General features: G+C 33.7%; 18 protein-coding genes and 1 other annotated feature. Of the genes, 4 read left to right on the top strand and 14 right to left on the bottom strand.

All coding sequences use genetic code 11. From position 1 onward, the window contains the following. From ACIQ1H_RS12320 to proS, 6 genes are all read right to left on the bottom strand, one after another. The gene (locus ACIQ1H_RS12320; RefSeq protein ID WP_402889091.1) at positions 1–459 is read right to left on the bottom strand and encodes a hypothetical protein; all 459 of its coding nucleotides are present in this window, start codon (positions 457–459) and stop codon (positions 1–3) included. A gap of 299 nt (positions 460–758) precedes the next feature. Beyond that, positions 759–2,837, bottom strand: a complete 2,079-nt coding sequence (locus ACIQ1H_RS12315; RefSeq protein ID WP_402889089.1) for a DUF2339 domain-containing protein — start codon at positions 2,835–2,837, stop codon at positions 759–761. A gap of 88 nt (positions 2,838–2,925) precedes the next feature. After that, positions 2,926–3,177, bottom strand: coding sequence for a phage holin (locus ACIQ1H_RS12310; RefSeq protein WP_173478208.1), 252 nt, complete (start codon positions 3,175–3,177; stop codon positions 2,926–2,928). A gap of 647 nt (positions 3,178–3,824) precedes the next feature. Next, complete coding sequence (locus tag ACIQ1H_RS12305) at positions 3,825–4,001, bottom strand: hypothetical protein (protein ID WP_402889087.1); 177 nt, start codon at positions 3,999–4,001, stop codon at positions 3,825–3,827. Between the two features lie 14 nt (positions 4,002–4,015). Then, on the bottom strand, positions 4,016–4,882 hold the full coding sequence (locus ACIQ1H_RS12300) for a polyprenyl synthetase family protein (protein WP_402889085.1): 867 nt from the start codon (positions 4,880–4,882) through the stop codon (positions 4,016–4,018). Between the two features lie 519 nt (positions 4,883–5,401). After that, positions 5,402–6,838, bottom strand: a complete 1,437-nt coding sequence (proS, locus tag ACIQ1H_RS12295) for a proline--tRNA ligase (RefSeq protein WP_402889083.1) — start codon at positions 6,836–6,838, stop codon at positions 5,402–5,404. Between the two features lie 50 nt (positions 6,839–6,888). Continuing rightward, positions 6,889–7,102, bottom strand: a binding site (T-box leader). A 211-nt stretch (positions 7,103–7,313) separates the two neighbouring features. Between proS and ACIQ1H_RS12290 the strand changes: the two genes are divergently transcribed. Both ACIQ1H_RS12290 and ACIQ1H_RS12285 read left to right on the top strand, forming a co-directional pair. Beyond that, complete coding sequence (locus tag ACIQ1H_RS12290; protein WP_402889081.1) at positions 7,314–7,676, top strand: YbgA family protein; 363 nt, start codon at positions 7,314–7,316, stop codon at positions 7,674–7,676. Between the two features lie 24 nt (positions 7,677–7,700). Next, positions 7,701–8,027, top strand: a complete 327-nt coding sequence (locus ACIQ1H_RS12285) for a BRCT domain-containing protein (RefSeq protein WP_402889079.1) — start codon at positions 7,701–7,703, stop codon at positions 8,025–8,027. Between the two features lie 81 nt (positions 8,028–8,108). Here ACIQ1H_RS12285 and ACIQ1H_RS12280 read toward each other — a convergent pair whose 3' ends face one another. The 6 genes from ACIQ1H_RS12280 to ACIQ1H_RS12255 all read right to left on the bottom strand — a co-directional run bounded on the left by ACIQ1H_RS12280 (position 8,109) and on the right by ACIQ1H_RS12255 (position 12,877). Continuing rightward, entirely contained in the window at positions 8,109–8,720 is a 612-nt protein-coding gene (locus tag ACIQ1H_RS12280; protein WP_402889496.1) for a peptidylprolyl isomerase, read from the bottom strand. Between the two features lie 110 nt (positions 8,721–8,830). After that, positions 8,831–9,664, bottom strand: coding sequence for a metallophosphoesterase (locus ACIQ1H_RS12275; protein ID WP_402889077.1), 834 nt, complete (start codon positions 9,662–9,664; stop codon positions 8,831–8,833). A gap of 141 nt (positions 9,665–9,805) precedes the next feature. After that, positions 9,806–11,206: a sensor histidine kinase gene (locus ACIQ1H_RS12270; protein ID WP_402889076.1), complete on the bottom strand. Its 1,401-nt coding sequence runs from the start codon at positions 11,204–11,206 to the stop codon at positions 9,806–9,808. Next, on the bottom strand, positions 11,190–11,837 hold the full coding sequence (locus ACIQ1H_RS12265) for a response regulator transcription factor (protein ID WP_402889074.1): 648 nt from the start codon (positions 11,835–11,837) through the stop codon (positions 11,190–11,192). Before ACIQ1H_RS12265 ends, ACIQ1H_RS12270 begins: the two co-directional genes overlap by 17 nt. Positions 11,838–11,962: 125 nt before the next feature. Beyond that, the gene (locus ACIQ1H_RS12260; RefSeq protein ID WP_402889072.1) at positions 11,963–12,139 is read right to left on the bottom strand and encodes a hypothetical protein; all 177 of its coding nucleotides are present in this window, start codon (positions 12,137–12,139) and stop codon (positions 11,963–11,965) included. A 339-nt stretch (positions 12,140–12,478) separates the two neighbouring features. Then, on the bottom strand, positions 12,479–12,877 hold the full coding sequence (locus tag ACIQ1H_RS12255; RefSeq protein ID WP_402889071.1) for a DUF3992 domain-containing protein: 399 nt from the start codon (positions 12,875–12,877) through the stop codon (positions 12,479–12,481). Positions 12,878–13,143: 266 nt separating this feature from the next. Between ACIQ1H_RS12255 and ACIQ1H_RS12250 the strand changes: the two genes are divergently transcribed. Continuing rightward, positions 13,144–14,082: a BMQ_0737 family morphogenetic spore coat protein gene (locus ACIQ1H_RS12250; protein ID WP_402889069.1), complete on the top strand. Its 939-nt coding sequence runs from the start codon at positions 13,144–13,146 to the stop codon at positions 14,080–14,082. A gap of 172 nt (positions 14,083–14,254) precedes the next feature. On the opposite strand, the gene cntE is transcribed toward ACIQ1H_RS12250, so the two are convergent. Continuing rightward, the gene (gene cntE / locus ACIQ1H_RS12245) at positions 14,255–15,451 is read right to left on the bottom strand and encodes a staphylopine family metallophore export MFS transporter CntE (protein WP_402889068.1); all 1,197 of its coding nucleotides are present in this window, start codon (positions 15,449–15,451) and stop codon (positions 14,255–14,257) included. A gap of 303 nt (positions 15,452–15,754) precedes the next feature. Between cntE and ACIQ1H_RS12240 the strand changes: the two genes are divergently transcribed. Continuing rightward, the gene (locus ACIQ1H_RS12240) at positions 15,755–16,162 is read left to right on the top strand and encodes a hypothetical protein (RefSeq protein WP_402889066.1); all 408 of its coding nucleotides are present in this window, start codon (positions 15,755–15,757) and stop codon (positions 16,160–16,162) included. Between the two features lie 259 nt (positions 16,163–16,421). On the opposite strand, the gene ACIQ1H_RS12235 is transcribed toward ACIQ1H_RS12240, so the two are convergent. Then, entirely contained in the window at positions 16,422–16,889 is a 468-nt protein-coding gene (locus tag ACIQ1H_RS12235) for a hypothetical protein (protein ID WP_402889065.1), read from the bottom strand. Between the last annotated feature and the right edge of the window lie 27 nt (positions 16,890–16,916).

The following is a 16,916-nucleotide window of genomic DNA, read 5'->3' as shown; positions in this document are numbered from 1 at the left end:
CTACCTCTTTTCCACAAAACTAAAAATGTTCTCTACTTTAGCTTTTAAGACCTTACCACTAGAATCATAAACCTCTATAATAATTCTCACTGTATTATCAGGTGACAAATCTTTTGCTTTCACGATTATTTGTTCTTTGTTTTTAGCATACGAAGGTATCGTTGGATTGTATAAAGTAAGATTACTTGTTGAATTCGCTTCATCCTTTGTATAAGGAAAAGCCGACTCCCATGTATCTTTAGTAGCATATTTGAAATAACTATACATTTTCTCCATTTCTTGCTGTGCTAAATAAGTTGCGTCTACTATTTGTTCAGAGCTTTTTCCCGTCTTATTGGATTGAATAAGCAGACCGAAAAATGATAATAAAATGAATGTAATAATGACAATGGAGGCAACGACTTCAACTAATGAAAATCCCATGTTATTATTATGAAATCCCTTTTTCTTAACCTGCATTTTCCTCTCTCCCTATTATTTAAATGAATTATGTAAAACGAATGGCATATATTAGCAAGTAACAGTGTGCTAGCATTCTATAAATTTCCTTTACATTATGCTATTTATACTATTCCATATATGCCTAACAATTACAATACTCCTTATCAATATGAAATTTTATTTATTTAGTATATTCTTCTCTTTTAAAATGAACACAAAGAACCACAACATATATTTCCCTGTAACAGAAAAGACCATTTGCTAGCTAACACTAGCAAATGGTCTTTATATTAATATATTTATTTTACCAAGCATCATTATTTCCTCAACAACCGCCCCGACAGTAGCATGCCAATGCCACCAATTGCAATGAATAGCACTGCTCTTATTAATAAGTCTAGTGCCGATAAGTCGAAGAAGATAAGCTTTATAAATGCTATGGCAAGTATGGCAAAGCCAGAAAGCCGAAGTATTCGTAAGTGACGGACAGTGCCGAGCCATAATGACAGACTTGCCGACAAGAATAGTGTAACGGTTGTTAGTGCAACGCTAAGCTTCCAATCCATCAGGTCGTTGTAAGCTAATTGGGACACTAGACCGCAAAGTGCAATCATTGTGAACACTACACTTGTACTGACAATTAGATCTAAATATTTCGGCATAAGCTGTTGATAAATTTGATAAATGCGCCCCTTCATCAGTAAATCAAGGATAATCGCTACAAATGCTGCAATATAGATTAATCTAGTACCAATATTTAGCCATTCAATCCCTTGTATATTATAAGGAATCACATTAAGCATGAGCGTAACAAAAAGGAAAAACACACCGACGACTGGCGTTAATGCCCTACCTTTATATTTTTCTGGTAGTAATAGCGAGCCGACAAACAGGATGACGATACCGATAGTCATCATATGTGGGAAATTGCTCACACTTGTAACATAAACACTATCAAGCTTAGCAATATAAGCAAGGAAGTATCCAGCGGTCATAACAGCTAAAATATCAGTCACGTATAAATCCTTCATAATCTTCTCAAAAGCATTTAATGTTTCCTTCTCACGTATTGTATATAGATAAATAATTATTAGGTATACGCCAGGCAGTATTAAGCTAATATGTTCAATGCTAAAAAACGGAGTCGGCTCGTGGACGATATAGCTTAAAATAAGTGCCATTGCAAACCCAAATGAACTGACGACCTTCATTAAACTTGCTCGTAGACGTAAGCTCATCATAACACCTGCAAATGTCATGAATGGTAAAAGTAAATCGCCAACCTTTTCTGGTAAATTCATAATCAATACCGTATTACAAAGTGTAATAAATGCGAGTGTTACAGCACTATCAAATGCCTCCTGCCATTTTTGCTTATAGCTATAACCCGCTACAGTTACAAACAAAATACATTGTCCAAGCAGAATTATTTCATTATATTCAAGTCGACTACTGACAAGATTCAGAAGTAATAAACTATAGAGCCCTAAACTAAATTGTAGCCCAGCATGAATATGCTTCCATTTTGATTCCACATTATATAAGCGACACCAACTCATATAAAAGATTGCAAGTGTAATGAGCAGTCCTATTGCAAAAATTACTCGATTGTCACTATTCATAAACGCTACAATACTTACTGCCATAATAGAGAAAAAGGTTGTGACATAGAGCGCAATTTTTTGCTTATGCTGAAGAATAACGAATTGCAGCATTGTAAATAGGATGATGACAAAAAATAATATAATGAACGCGCTAAAATCCATGTACTCTAGTAAATAAGGTAGTAACAACGAGGTAAAGGCTACAAATAAAGTAAGCACCTCATTTTTCTTTAGGTAGCTAATGGCTATCCCATAGACAATCAACACAAAGGCGATGAACAATGCTAAAGTTAAACCTAATACCTCGTATAAAATAGCACCAGCGGCAGTTGTTAAAATTCCTACGATAAATGCTCCACCATATAAGGAAATAGTTACGGCTGGTGATGCCTTCTTTTTATGTTCTAAAATATAAGCTATAGCCCCTAATGCGATTGATAATAAATAAGCGAGGATGATTTTCACCTCGTTCGATAAGTAGCCATAATCACTAACTAGCTTTAGCCCCCATAACACGCCCAGCACTAAAATAACCATAAATACTTTCGGGAGCGCCCACATAATTTGCTCCTCAAATGAACGCTGTGACTGAACATTTGTTTTCGGTATTTGTTTCGGTGTTGGTGTTGGCTTTGGTGTTGGTAATGCAGGTTGTACAGTGATGGATCGGTTCACATTTTTTACAGTTGTCTTTTGTTGTGGCTGTTGTTGCTTTAACACGTCCATTTCCTGTCGTAACGCTTCCATTTCCTTTTCAAGCTTAGCGATTCGCTGCTCCATTTCAAGCGACAATTAATCATCCCCCTAGCTATTAGAATTTTCTTACATTATATCATATTCATTCTATTGTAAAATTACACTTTTTACATGTAATGAAATGCTATCTTGGTCTGCGATACATTAAAGCACGTTCACTATCACTGGTGCCACTTGTAGTCGGATCCACAACAACCCCCATCAATACAAGAATCGATAACACAGTATTCAATATGGATGTTAGTTGCTCGCTCATCCCGCTAGTTAAATCAAAGCCGAACAAAGCTCCTACTTGTTGAGCGAGTAGTAACAGCATGGAAAACAACGCTAATACAAACGGCTTATGCATAAATCGTACTTTCCAGTTAATTCTCATATTTCCTCACCTCCCCCCTTCCTCACTACAGTATATGCGCCTTTACAATTTGGCACATATGCAAAAATATAGCTTTAGCAAGACGAATTTATGATTTCATCCCAATAAATTTGTCGTATCAATTTCTATCAATATAGTTACAGTTTTATCGGCGATTTGCCCGAGCTTATCAGCGATTTTCATTGTTTTATCGGCGATTACAGCCATTTCTATGAACGAAAATATACAGCATAACATAATATAGAAATGAACTATAGAATAAAGGGTGATGACAAAAATGTCTTACAGTGAAAGACCTGAAGTGTGGGACGAAGAAGGAAGGGATATTGATCGTTGGGAAAATGACGGTGGTCGAAGTCATGTGATAAAATAAGGCATTTCCAGCCTACCACTTGTCTGCATTACAGAAGTACTGTGAATCTAAATGGGCTGTCTATTTTTTTAGCTAGCCCATTTAGATTTGTTTCGAATATGTATGAATTAAAAAAAAGAGATGAACTATTGATAAATAGCGTCATCCCTTTAATTTTTTTCTTATATGTCATGAATTCGTAAAATCTTCCCATTTTGTGTTTAAGCAATTACTCCTGAAGTCAGGAGGATTAACCACATTGAAAAGACAATACAAATGACCTTTAATTTAATTACTACGCGCGCCAGTAAGCAGAGAGAGCATTCTTCAATACTTTCTTTTCACCTTGTTCAAAAGACTCTAAAATTAACTTTTTTTCAAATTCATTGATGTTTAAAAGTGATATTTTATTCTCTTTTAAAAGGTCTAAAATGTTACGGTTTTTTTGAAGATATTGAGTAATTTCTAACATGTCCTTCACCTCATCTAAATATATTGTTTGAATATTTCAACATTTTTTGTTGGATAAACTTCTTTTAATAAATCTAGTGCAAGATTAAGATATTTAGATTGCATTAGATGCACGTAAACGTGTAATCCAGAATCTACAATCTGCTGTTTAGTTATGCAAATCTTCGTACTTGCCTCCCTCTGCTGTCTATAATACAATCGCAATTCGTCAAATGCCGAATCTTCGAATTGTAATAGATATAGTAATGGCAAGGTTCTTTTTTTGACTTGTAAATCTCTTTGTGAATTTAATAAGTCGTGATAATCATTTTTTAATTGGGCAACAATTGCGATATAGTACGCACTCATTTCAAGCTTTGATGTATACTTTCCAGTCGCTAATACTGCTCCAAGGGTTGATGAAAGTGCGATTAATGAACCTGATTTCTTTTTAACAACATCTATATACATTTCTTCAGATGTTATCTTGTTCATTAAGTCATGATGCTGTCCGTCAACCGCTTGTAGTAAGTAATGGCAAAATAAACGGGTAACCTCTCTTTTATAAGGTATCTCAAGCTTTTCTAGCTCCAACAATACGATACTTACTATAGCTGTAGAAGCATTCAGCAATATATTCCCATCTATTCCCCACTTTGATTCATCACCGTCTTCAATATCATCAACGATATCTGTAAAAAGAATCCATAATTCTAGAAGATTAAAAACTTCTTCTATCGATTTCGTTAATGTGCCACCATTCATTTGAAAATGCAATTTACTTAAATCACTGAAATCACCACCTTCATGTTGATCTAATAAGTCGTTTAAACAGCGATTAAACTCATCTGATAGTTGATAATTATCGACAATTATCTTTAATGATTGCTTCATTTCCTTCATCATTCACCCTACCAATTAATTATTTTATTGAGATTTCACCTTAAGTCTTCTATCGATTAAAATGGTCGGTTAACAAAGTACGATATCTTGGTAATGGACAATAGATTATACTTAGCATATATAATTCTATTCCTCTCCCAATAACGTGAAAGCGCTTACTAAAGTGACCTGAAAAATACTAAACATGCATGAAATTGAACTTCCATATGTATCATTATTTTTAAACTAGCAGAATAAAAATAATGTGTCTTCCATGTCCATCCGTTATGATGGTTCTACTTTTCCTACTAGTAACTAGTATATCATATACCCTTAAAATGTAAATATATACATATTTTAAACTATTATCATTTTAAAACCAATTCTTATTAAAATTATGTATTATAATACCAATTTTCTTCATTGAATACATATTCATGTTATGAAGTACGTTCAAGTTATAGAATCCTGAGTAGAAAGTCATAAAAAAAGCGTTCAACAAAATTGTTGAAACGCTTTTTATTTATATCAATTCTTCAATTAGTATGCACGAGCAAACCAAACAGTATGCTTTGCTTCTTTCCCACAATGGATGCAAGTGTCCTTTGTTACTGGTGGATTGAATGGGATATTACGCGTTGTGAATTTTGTCTCTTCTTTTACGTTTTCTTCACAAGCATCGTCTCCACACCAGCCTGCTAAAATCCAACCTGGAATTGTTTCATTTTGTTCAGATTGTGCTAAATGTTGCTTTAACTGCTCCATTGAATCAATATGTGTATGCGAATTGTTCGCACGGAAAGCTTTTGCTTTTTCGAACAGACGTGTTTGCATCGTTTCAAGCTCTGTTTCAATTCTTTCAACTATAGTTTCTAACGCTACAGAAACTTTCTCCTCTTCATCACGGGCTTTCATTAATCCTTGTTGATTTTCTAAGTCACGTGGTCCTAATTCAATACGTACTGGTACACCTTTTAGCTCCCACTCATTAAATTTATAGCCTGGCGATTGATCTGAGTCATCAAGGCGAACACGAATTCCTTTTGCTTTTAACGCTGCAAAAATTTCATCTAGTTTCTCGATAATAGCAGGGTTCTTTTTCCATGGTCCAACAGGAATTAATACCACTTGCGTCGGTGCAATCTTTGGTGGTAAAACAAGACCTTGCTCATCGCCATGCACCATAATGACAGAGCCGATTAGTCGTGTCGATGTACCCCAAGAAGTTGTATGGACATAAACATGTTTATTTTCTTTATTTAAATATTTAATATCAAATGCTTCAGCAAATTTTGTACCTAAGTAATGGGATGTACCTGCTTGAACAGCCTTGCCATCCTTCATCATTGCTTCAATAGAGAAAGTATCAACCGCTCCAGCAAAACGTTCAGATGGTGTCTTTTGTCCATCATATACTGGAATTGCTAGTAATCCTTCTACAACTTCTTTATAAATCGCCAACATTTGCATTGTTTCTTTACGTGCATCTTCTTCATCAACATGAGCAGTATGGCCTTCTTGCCACAAAAATTCAGAAGTACGGATAAACGGAAGTGTTTTCTTTTCCCAACGGAATACATTTGCCCATTGATTAATTAAAACTGGAAGGTCACGATAACTTTTTATCCAATTTGAATACAAATGTCCAATCATTGTTTCAGAGGTTGGACGTAAAGCCAAGCGCTCTTCTAACTTCTCACCTGCCGCTTCTGTGACCCATGGAAGCTCTGGTGAAAATCCTTCGATATGATCCTTTTCCTTTTGAAAAAATGATTCTGGTATTAACATTGGGAAGTATGCATTACGGTGACCTGTTTCCTTAAACCGCTTATCCATCTCAGCTTGAATGTGCTCCCATAATTCATAGCCGTCTGGTTTAAAAGCAATACAACCACGAACTGGTGTGTAATCCATTAAATCTGCTTTTTGAATTGTCTCTACATACCATTTTGAAAAATCGTTTATTTTTTGAGCCATCTTCTTTTCCTCCTATGTTTTAACTAATAAAAAAAGCATAAAGCATCCTCATAAAGGACGTCTTTACGCTAATTGACGTGGTACCACCTTAGTTCGACTTAAATATATATAAGCCCTCTAAACGTTTGTAACGAAACGACTCGGTTAGTTGTTAACTGACATCTCCGTGGTAGGTTTCAATAAGAAGAGGTGATATAGCTCTCAGCCTAGGCTATATTATCTGTTTCACAATACTTATTTACTTGATCACATCATCGATTTATTATTTATACATTAATATACCAATTTGCTATATGTAATTCAATCATTACTGTCATCTATCTACAATTATGACTCTACCAACGATTAACTACATTGGTCAAAGGTCCTAGGATAAACATAAATCAGCCTAAATATATCATAGAAATGTCGTTACTCAACATGTATGATGTTTATACTGTAATAGACTTAAACAATTATAAGGGAAGGTGCTTGTATGAATCGTCAACAAACTGAACAATTATGGCGTGAAGAAAAATATCGTGTTATGTTTCATAGCCAAAAACATTACAATCAGCTTCGGCAAGCAATGCGCGATTTACTCCCCCATGAACAAATTGAACAATTAATCGAAGAGGCATTACAACAAACACCAACTAATGGCAGCATGCGCAATGCGTGCCAGCATATGTGGGGTTATTTCCGTAAAGTTGCCACAATAGAAGAAAAGCAACAATACGAGCAACTGCTCATCACTGGTAAAATAACGGCGCTTCTTTACTTTTTACAGCAATTAGCGATACAATATAACATTACATATTTACGAGAAAGTACTATTTTAAATATTACATTTCTCTAAAATGAACCTCTTAGGAGAACCGACATGAGCAAAAATCAAGACAATACCGAAGTTATCTACCTATCGAATCCATCCGAACGTATAATGCATCCATTCTATCATAAACAAATCGTCTTTACAGGGGCCCTCTCCACGATGACACGTTCTGAAGCTGCAAAAAATGCGCGAGCTTATGGCGCAATAATGCAAGGAGCCGTAACAAAAGAGACAGATTTCCTTATCCTCGGTAAGAACCGACGAGAGAAGAGCACAAAACATTTAAAAGCCGAACGCTTAATTCAGCTTGGGCATGACATTCAAATTATTGCGGAAGATGATTTTATTTGGCTTATTTCAATGCAAAAATTTTAGCGCCTCCATACAAAAGCACGTTGACCCACCGCATTCCCGCGGTCAATCAACGTGCTTATTAAATTAAATAGTAGAATTATTCTATTTTTGTACTACTGGTGCAGGATAGTCAAAGCCCTTTGTATCCACTTCGATCTTTTTCATTTTTTGTTCTTCTAACGGCTTATCTGTCGCATCTCGATCAACTGCTACAATCTCATCTACCGTTTCCATACCTTCAATGACTTTTCCAAAAGCAGCATAGTCGCCATCAAGATGAGACGATGCTTCAGTCATAATAAAAAATTGTGAACCCGCAGAATTTGGATTGCCATTCGTCCGTGCCATTGATATAACACCACGTTCATGTTTTAAATTATTTTCAAAGCCATTATTCGTAAATTCGCCCGCAATCGAATAATCAGGACCACCAGATCCATTTCCTGCAGGGTCGCCTCCTTGAATCATAAAGCCAGGAATTACACGATGAAAAATAAGCCCATCATAAAAACCATCTTTTACTAAGGAAATAAAATTCGCAACTGTATTTGGCGCTACTTTAGGCTCTAGTTCGATCACAATTTTTTTATCATCATCCATTGTAATCGTTACAATTGGATTTTCCTTCACTTTAGATGCATATTCAACATTTTCTTCCGCTGTCTTATCCTCTTTTGATGTTCCACAACCTGTCAGAACAAAAACGAGTGCCATAAGGCTAACGACAAAATACAATACTTTAGATCGTGCCAACGCTCTTTCACTCCCTATCTAGTCAGTTAATTGAATTATATAACTATAAGATAATGACCGACAACTTTATCTTACAAATAGATATTAAAAACAGAGATTTCAGGTGGAACCATAAAACGAGCAGGAATTCTAGACGTGCCAATTCCTGTATTTACATAAAGCTGCATGCCATTACTTTTATTAATAGTATAAAATCCATCACTATATTTTTCAGCTAAGGAAGTAGTCATTGTTTTCATAAATGGTATTTTAATTTGTCCCCCATGACTATGCCCTGCTAATATCAAATTAATAGACGTATCTTTTAGAAGGTCTGCCATATCTGGCTCATGCATAAGGACTATTTGGTAATCATAGTCAACATCCATTGTCGCTAGTAATTGATCTGCATCTGGATTGCCCAGCAAACCATCATCTAATCCTCCGATAAATAGCTTCTTACCATTTAATACAGTGACATTCACTCCACTATTTTTTAATAAAGTAAAACCTGAATTCGTTAATAAATCCTCATATATTTTAAATGCACCACCACCGTAATCGCGGTTTCCCCATACTGCATATTTCCCTACCGTAGCTTGTAGCTTCGATAAACTTTCAGTCACTTTTTGTTTCTCTTGAAATGTAGAGAAATTTTCGAATAAATCGCCTGTAAAAACTATAATATCCGGTGATAATTGATTAATCTTTTCTACTAAACGATTTAATTGTTTTATTGTGTAAGTTTCACTAACTTGAATATCAGATATTTGAACTACTTTGACTGATTGACCTTTGTCTTCATTTAAATCATACGAATGAATGACCAGCCTCGTTGGTTCAACTTTAAAAGCGTACCCTATAAATAAACCTATTAATACCATCAGTAATAAAACTATTTTTATAATCCTTTTAAAACTTTTCATTCGAATGTGAATGCCCCTTTCAAATCTATAACCATTATTATAAAGGTGCTATGTTACAGTAATGTGTACTTTTATGTTCGTCTGAAAAAGGCACTCAATAAATGAAAAAAACGTGCACCTAATAGATGCCCGTTCTTTGTTTTATTTTGATTCAACTAAATCAAACCATATTGTAAAACGAATATACGAGTCTACTAACACCACTTCATACTGTAAATCATTTTTAGCTAAGATGCTAGCAACAATCGACAATCCTAAGCCTGTCCCGCTAATTTCTTTATTCCTCGATTCTTCTGCTACATAGAATGCATCCCAAATAAAAGGAAGATGCTCTTGTTGCAAACTTGTCGTTTTATTTCGTATTGAAAACTTTATTTTGTTTTTATCTTCATTTGTTAAGTTGATTTCAAAATACTGTTCTTCTCCATATTTAATGGCATTGCTTATTAAATTATTCATTACAATCTCTATTTGATTACTATCTTCATAAATAAAGGAATCTTGTATTGAATCTAAATTTTGCACTACATGCACATTGTTATTTCTTAATGCAATATTATATTGTTTAATAATTTTTTGAATAAGATTCTTTAATTCGAATGGCTCTTTTTTCACTTCTAATTCGTGGATTTTAGATAGTTTGATTAAATAATCGACCATTTCTGAAGTGTAATTTACTTGTTCTAAAATAATATCCGTATAGGAGCCATTATCAAAACCATCTTTAATACCAATTGTATATGCTTGTATTAAAGACAATGGTGTTTTTACTTCATGAGAGATACTTGAAATTAACGTATTTAAACTTTGATTTTTCTTCTCTAATTGTGAATGAACATTTTTCAAAGAATTGCTCATTTCATTAATACTGTGTGACAACTCCTCAATTTCATCGCCTGAGGTTATCTCCACTTGTTTAAAGTTTAAATTTGTAATATCTTTTGCTACATTTTTTAATTTCTCTAAAGGAGTAATAATTTTCTTAGAGAAAAGTGCTACCAATAATATACTAATTATAATTCCTATAAATAAGGAATATAAATATAATTGGTTTACTATTTTTAAAGCATCTGTATTATGAGCAACTACTGTTCCTACTAACACTAAATGTTGCTCTTTCGCATACAACACAGTTAAAAGGCTCGACTTTAGTTTTCCTTGATTAAATAATAGCCGTACAGTTTTTCCTTCCTTTATTTTTTCTAGAGAATTCTCTGTAATCCAAAATTTATTTAAAACAATTTTATCTTTAAACAATGCAAATTCGATATTTTCATTAATTTCATCGGTACTACCGCTATTTTGAATAATAACAATTGTAACGTTATTATCATTTTCAATGTTTTCTTGTGTATCTATTAGTTGTTGAATTGTTAAATCCTTTAGCTCTTCATAAACGGCGTTAACATTATTTTTCATTTTATATAAATAATAATCAGCGGAAAAGTAATTGTTTAACAAAAAGGAAACACCGAAAACGATGAGCATAATTAAACTCACCATCAATAATAATTTCTTTCCAATTTTATTCAACTTTATCATTAAAACTATACCCCATTCCTCTATGGGTTATAATATGGTCATCTCCAATCTTATCACGCAGCCTATTAATGTGCGTATCGACTGTTCGTTCCTCACCAAGATAGTCCAAACCCCAAACCATCGATAACAAGGAATTTCTAGATAATACTTGCCCTTTATTTTCATATAAAATCTTCAATAAGTCATATTCTTTTTTAGAGAGTACTATGTCTTCTTCGTCTTTAAATACTTTCTTACTTTGTAAATTGATTTTCAAATTTCTTATTTCAGCCAACTTTTCTGTTCCGAGCATTTTTTTCACTCTTAAAATTAATATTCGCGGATCAAATGGCTTGCGAATATATTCATCTGCCCCAATATCTAATGCCATAAATTCATCATCATTGGACGACTTTGCTGTTAACATGACCACTTTCGTTAAGCTTACTTTCTTTATTTCTCTGCATACTTCAATGCCACTTACCTTAGGCATCATCCAATCCAATACTGCAAGGTCGATTTTTTTTGAATAAAAAATTTCAAGTGCTTCTTCTCCTCCAAAAGCAATACTGACATTAAAACCTTCCTTTTCAAAATAGGTTTTCAAGATAGCAGTCATGTGTTTCTCATCATCAGCTATTAGTATATTCACTTTATATAAACTCCTTATCTGTCTTACCAGTAACTCTTCTAATAATAAAAGGCAAAAGGTGAAAACCTTAAAAGAAGACTTCACCTTTTTTCTAACATTTATACGATAGCGTAGCATACGTATTTTTACTTTTCTAATCCAATTTTCAGGGCATCCCAAAATGATAACATGCTTGCTAGTGTACCTGCTTCTATATTTATTTGTTTTTCTTTTTCCTGTTTACTAGCACATCCTCCTACAAATAATAGGACAATCACTAAAATTAACGAAAGAATACTCCTTTTCGAACGATTTGGATTCACTCTCATTCCCTCACCTCACAAGCATTGTAAAATACTAAAGTCACAAGCATGTCACATAAAAAAATATAATTAATTATTCCGGTATCTCTTATGTATATATAAGAAAGTCATATTAAACACTGGGTACAATGCTTTTTGAACGAGGTAGTATTCCAGATAGAAGATGATTGCATTCTACACAATACAAATCGATATTTTTATTTCTTTAATAACTATAATAATTTAGCAATGATAGCCTAAAAAGCCAATTTCCCAACATTTTGGAAATCGGCTATCAGCTTTTTTATTATGAAATTCCATATTTTTTGCATACCTTTATTGTTGTTAAATCTTAACTAATTAAGAAAGTTCATATCGAGGCGTAATACAGAATTCTCCTGCAGCAGGTAGTACTTCTGTTGCACCTGTGGCAAATACACGAATCGTATCGAATCGTGAAATTGTAAAAGTAAAAGCACCACCAATTGGGATAGCAGTTTGTCTTACGACTGTACCACCAGTACCTGCAACAGGGTCAGCTCCTTTTACAAATTGTACTGTAAGTGGAAAGTTACCTATATTTTTTATAAACCCTGATGCGAAAATAACCTCGTTTGCATTAGTAGCGTAAATGATTTCAGCGCCAACTACATCGTCACCTGCAACTGTGAAACTATTACATACTTTATCTTGTACGTATTTTTTCGGTTCACAACAACTGAAATTACCGACAATATTTCCATTAGAACCTTGACACATAAATTATATTCAACTCCTTACTCACCTGATTTATTCGTTCTCTATAGTAAATGCTTTATGTTCGAAAGAATTTAGACTACTGTAACGCTAAATTAAATAGATAAAAAGTAATTAAGAGCCCATAATTTTTTTGAATTGCCTAATCTCTCAACTACTTCTGTATAAATAATTGACAGACGAATGCTCGAACATGGCCGTGACCACATTTATGGTAAAAACATAGTCTAGATAAGACTATTACTTTGAAGGGAGGAACAAGGGGAATCATGCAAAATGAGAAACCATCCGTTCATTGTGTAAAGGTATCTAAAATATACGATTGGGTTAATAATTCCACGGTTATAAAGTTAAGGGAAATGATTCAACTAGAGCAAAAAAAGTTTGATGATTATATTTGTTGTGATTTTTCGGTTCCGAGTGGACAATTGGAACGCACCATATTATGGACAACATACGGCATTAATCAAATTGGTGGCTCTATTTGCATAAACTTTAAAAGCGGCTATGGTAATATTTTATCTGTATTTGTAAATGGTGAAAAACAAGCAGAAGTTAACGAAGGTAGTTCATTTTCAGCAACCTTTACACATCTTGACTCGATAGAAGTCCAATGTATTGGAAATACGCCAAACTGCCATGGGGAATTTAAAATTATGTTTCATTATCATCCAGGCAATGATTACAAACTAAATTCACCGAGAGATATTAAGCAAACAATTTGTTATGTATCGGATTGTCATGGGAACCCTATTTCTTCTGATAGTGGTAGCTCAATTACATGCAAAGAATTGACATGTTCAGAAAATAGAGAGTGCGTTCATGTTACGGATGAGCGAGGAGAAACTATTTTATTGCATATAGTCGATTTTTTAGTAGAAGGTTTTATTTGTGTTCAATTTATGAATAATCAAGGAGAAATTTGTTCTAAATGTATTTTTCCCTTTTCTGAGGTTGAAACAGTCGCTTTATGTGCACCTCCAGGGACAGAAATTAATTTCAAAGTTATCGATGTTAATTGTAGAACTCATATTATTCCATCATCATCATTTCATAATAAGACTAATTGCATAGAGTTGGTTATCATGCTCTCCATTTGTCAAAGCATTTATTCTTTTAATAAGGTAATCATTGAACTTATCGCCACTCTTTGTCAGCCACGTAAATGTACCGACTGTCATTTAGAAGTTCATGAAAGTGTTCCATAAGTAAGTTTTTCTAATTCCTATTTTGTGCTCTTTTCCTTCCTCCCCATTTCCTCGATTTTTCTTTATATCCTATAATAGTAAAATTTAATATAGCCGTTATATCGGTAAATTCGAAAGTTAACAAAGAATATCCCTCTTGTTCAAACTAGTTGAGCAGAGGGATATTTATCGCTTAACGAATATTTCTTTTTAACATAACTGCCCCAATAGCTATAAGAGCTACAAAGGAGCAAACAATAAACATCATGGCATACGATGACAGTTGCACGACTATCCCCATAGCCAAGCTCCCAAACGAAAATCCTAAATCATAGGTTGCAAGAAAGACTCCAAGCAAAATATGTTTTTTCTTTTCTGGAATGGCAAACGATATGTAGGTCATAATTGTTGGATATAGCATGGCAGATGCTAAACCATTAAAAATAGCTGATAAATAAATGAAATTGCCGAGCTGCTCTCCAAAGGCTAGCATTGTTGTTCCAATGGTTGATGACAAAAGCACAAGGACAATGAAATACGGATGCCAATGTCCGTCAGAAGGAATCTGTTTACGCAAAATAAACCGACTTCCTACAACGACAAGTGCTTGAATAAATAAATAAACGGCTATATTACCAAGATTGAACTTCAACATATATAGAGGTAAAAACGTCGATATAGCACCAATTATTGTCGAACCTAATATGATTGTCATTGATGCAATAACAAGTCCTTTATTACTTGTCGATTGTTTTACTGCACTTACTAATTCTCGAAACGAAAAAGAAACCAATTTCTTTTGTTGTTGTGGTAAAGGGGCACCAATAAGTAAAAGTAGCGGCATAATCGCTAATAAAATAATACACCCTATTAAGTAGTTACCATTTAATTGTTGCCAAAGTAGTATAGCCACAACAGGTCCATAGAGAGAAGGCATAACCGTTGAAAGTGTATACATTGCCATGCCTTGTCCACGATCTTCATTTTTTAACATATCGCTTATGCCTAGTTGCATCGACATTGAAAAAAAAGCGAGCACAACACCCTGCAACAAACGCACAACATAAATGCTATCGATACCAAATAATACATAAAGCGTCAGTGTAACTGCATGCCCTACTAAAAGCCATTTCATCATCACTTTCACACTATACTTCGCTATCATCTGACCTGCCCACGGTCTTAAAATCATACATACAAACATAGTGATGCCCATAATAAAGCCAATTTCACCTTCAGAAATACCACTTTTTTCTGCTTGCAATGGGAAAATAATTGTTAAAATGGACGACGCCGTGAAAAATAACATAGATAATACATATAGTTGAAGCATTGCTACAGACAGTGGTGTAAAAGTACGATTCATTAAACTACTATTATTACCTGTCATCCGATGTTACGCCTACCTTTTGCTCTATCTCCTTATGTTCTCTATTGCATGATAATGATAATCATTTTCATTTAATGATATAGTAGTCTATTCTTTTTTTTTCGTCAATTATTTTAAATTGTTTTGGGAGTAGACAAAGCACCTCATTAAAGGCGCTATCAAGGTACATATTTACGTTTCATTTTCTCCTCTTATTTACTATTTTCCAAGAAAAATAAAACAGTTTTGCCTCGTTTCTTTTCAATTTACAAACAAAGATTTATGTATTTAAAATAGATAAAAAAGTAGTTATGGGGTGACGTAATGCATAAAAGCAATAGTTCATTCATTGTAGCGTCAATAAATATTATCATTATATCTTTTATCCAAATTCTTTTTTGGACAGTCCTAAAAGACTCAATAAATATGATGATTTATCAATTTATATTTTTCCCTTTTACTTTAGTGCTGATTAATATAATTTTTTGGTTTAGCAAATTTAAACTACAGTTTTATCAACACGTCCTTTTTGCTTACGCGGCGTTCTTTAGTTCGATTATTATTACGTTTATTGCCGTTCTATCAACTCCTGCTCAAGAATTGCCACCTGGCGAAATTGTATTATTTGCAGATGTGTTATTTGTTGTTATTACAATAACAATACAGATGATTATCTTGTCGTTATTAAATTCCATTATTTACATAGTTTATAGAATCTATCATTCTCGATAAAAATTTAATATTTAAAGTTGATAGTTGGTCACTAAAGTCCCTTTTAGTATTGAAAGCATTAATCAAGTTCCTAGGAATAAGCCAAAGAATTTTTGGCATAAAAAAAGCACCAAATGAAGCAAGATATGCTCCCAGGTGTAGGTATATAAAACAAATAAAATTTTGAGAGCATATCAATTGTGATAGTGAGGTACTTTCAACTTAGCCCCTCTTTACTTCCAAAAGGTTATTTTTTTTGTATTACATAGCAGTTGTATTTTTAATGGAGGACATCAGTATTATTTGTAATTACAATGTTTTCTTTACTAATATTTGCTTCCTCCGAATCTTGTTTGAAAACATTGATGATCCCATCTACTACGTTTTGAATAATTTGGTCATCAAATGTTGACTCCGTGCGTAGCACAACGGAACATGCTATTTCTTGATTCTTTGTATCGTCTATATTTGATTCAGAGGTTGCCGAAACTAGAACATCTTCAACTTTTAAACCTGTTTGTTCTGCTATGAGTGATTGTATATCTGCTTTTTTTTCGTCAAGCCACTTCATTGTTTCTTCATCGACTTTTTCCATAATGGATACCTTCATTTCACCATTTGGCAATATCTCAGTCAATTCACTTGTAACCTCGGGTTTTGGTTTTGGTTGTCCAATAAGATAGTACGATACAGCAAAAGTCACAGGAAGCATCGAAAAAAGTATTGTTTTTTTAGATTTGCTATTCATCGATATCACACCTTCTTCATTTACTTG

The sequence above is a fragment of the Lysinibacillus sp. NPDC097279 genome (assembly GCF_044761745.1).
Taxonomy (GTDB): domain Bacteria; phylum Bacillota; class Bacilli; order Bacillales_A; family Planococcaceae; genus Lysinibacillus.
Note: the sequence above shows the minus strand (reverse complement) of the source record. Positions and strands in the feature narration are given on the sequence as shown.

Excerpts from the sequence above, each read along its gene's own strand:
- ACIQ1H_RS12285 (WP_402889079.1), top strand. The coding sequence starts at position 7,701 with ATGAGCAAAAATCAAGACAATACCGAAGTTATCTACCTATCGAATCCA.
- ACIQ1H_RS12290 (WP_402889081.1), top strand. The coding sequence starts at position 7,314 with ATGAATCGTCAACAAACTGAACAATTATGGCGTGAAGAAAAATATCGT.
- ACIQ1H_RS12235 (WP_402889065.1), bottom strand. The coding sequence starts at position 16,889 with ATGAATAGCAAATCTAAAAAAACAATACTTTTTTCGATGCTTCCTGTG.
- ACIQ1H_RS12270 (WP_402889076.1), bottom strand. The coding sequence starts at position 11,206 with ATGATAAAGTTGAATAAAATTGGAAAGAAATTATTATTGATGGTGAGT.
- ACIQ1H_RS12305 (WP_402889087.1), bottom strand. The coding sequence starts at position 4,001 with ATGTTAGAAATTACTCAATATCTTCAAAAAAACCGTAACATTTTAGAC.
- ACIQ1H_RS12300 (WP_402889085.1), bottom strand. The coding sequence starts at position 4,882 with ATGAAGGAAATGAAGCAATCATTAAAGATAATTGTCGATAATTATCAA.
- ACIQ1H_RS12240 (WP_402889066.1), top strand. The coding sequence starts at position 15,755 with ATGCATAAAAGCAATAGTTCATTCATTGTAGCGTCAATAAATATTATC.
- ACIQ1H_RS12280 (WP_402889496.1), bottom strand. The coding sequence starts at position 8,720 with ATGGCACTCGTTTTTGTTCTGACAGGTTGTGGAACATCAAAAGAGGAT.
- cntE (WP_402889068.1), bottom strand. The coding sequence starts at position 15,451 with ATGACAGGTAATAATAGTAGTTTAATGAATCGTACTTTTACACCACTG.
- proS (WP_402889083.1), bottom strand. The coding sequence starts at position 6,838 with ATGGCTCAAAAAATAAACGATTTTTCAAAATGGTATGTAGAGACAATT.
- ACIQ1H_RS12310 (WP_173478208.1), bottom strand. The coding sequence starts at position 3,177 with ATGAGAATTAACTGGAAAGTACGATTTATGCATAAGCCGTTTGTATTA.
- ACIQ1H_RS12250 (WP_402889069.1), top strand. The coding sequence starts at position 13,144 with ATGCAAAATGAGAAACCATCCGTTCATTGTGTAAAGGTATCTAAAATA.
- ACIQ1H_RS12275 (WP_402889077.1), bottom strand. The coding sequence starts at position 9,664 with ATGAAAAGTTTTAAAAGGATTATAAAAATAGTTTTATTACTGATGGTA.
- ACIQ1H_RS12320 (WP_402889091.1), bottom strand. The coding sequence starts at position 459 with ATGCAGGTTAAGAAAAAGGGATTTCATAATAATAACATGGGATTTTCA.
- ACIQ1H_RS12255 (WP_402889071.1), bottom strand. The coding sequence starts at position 12,877 with ATGTGTCAAGGTTCTAATGGAAATATTGTCGGTAATTTCAGTTGTTGT.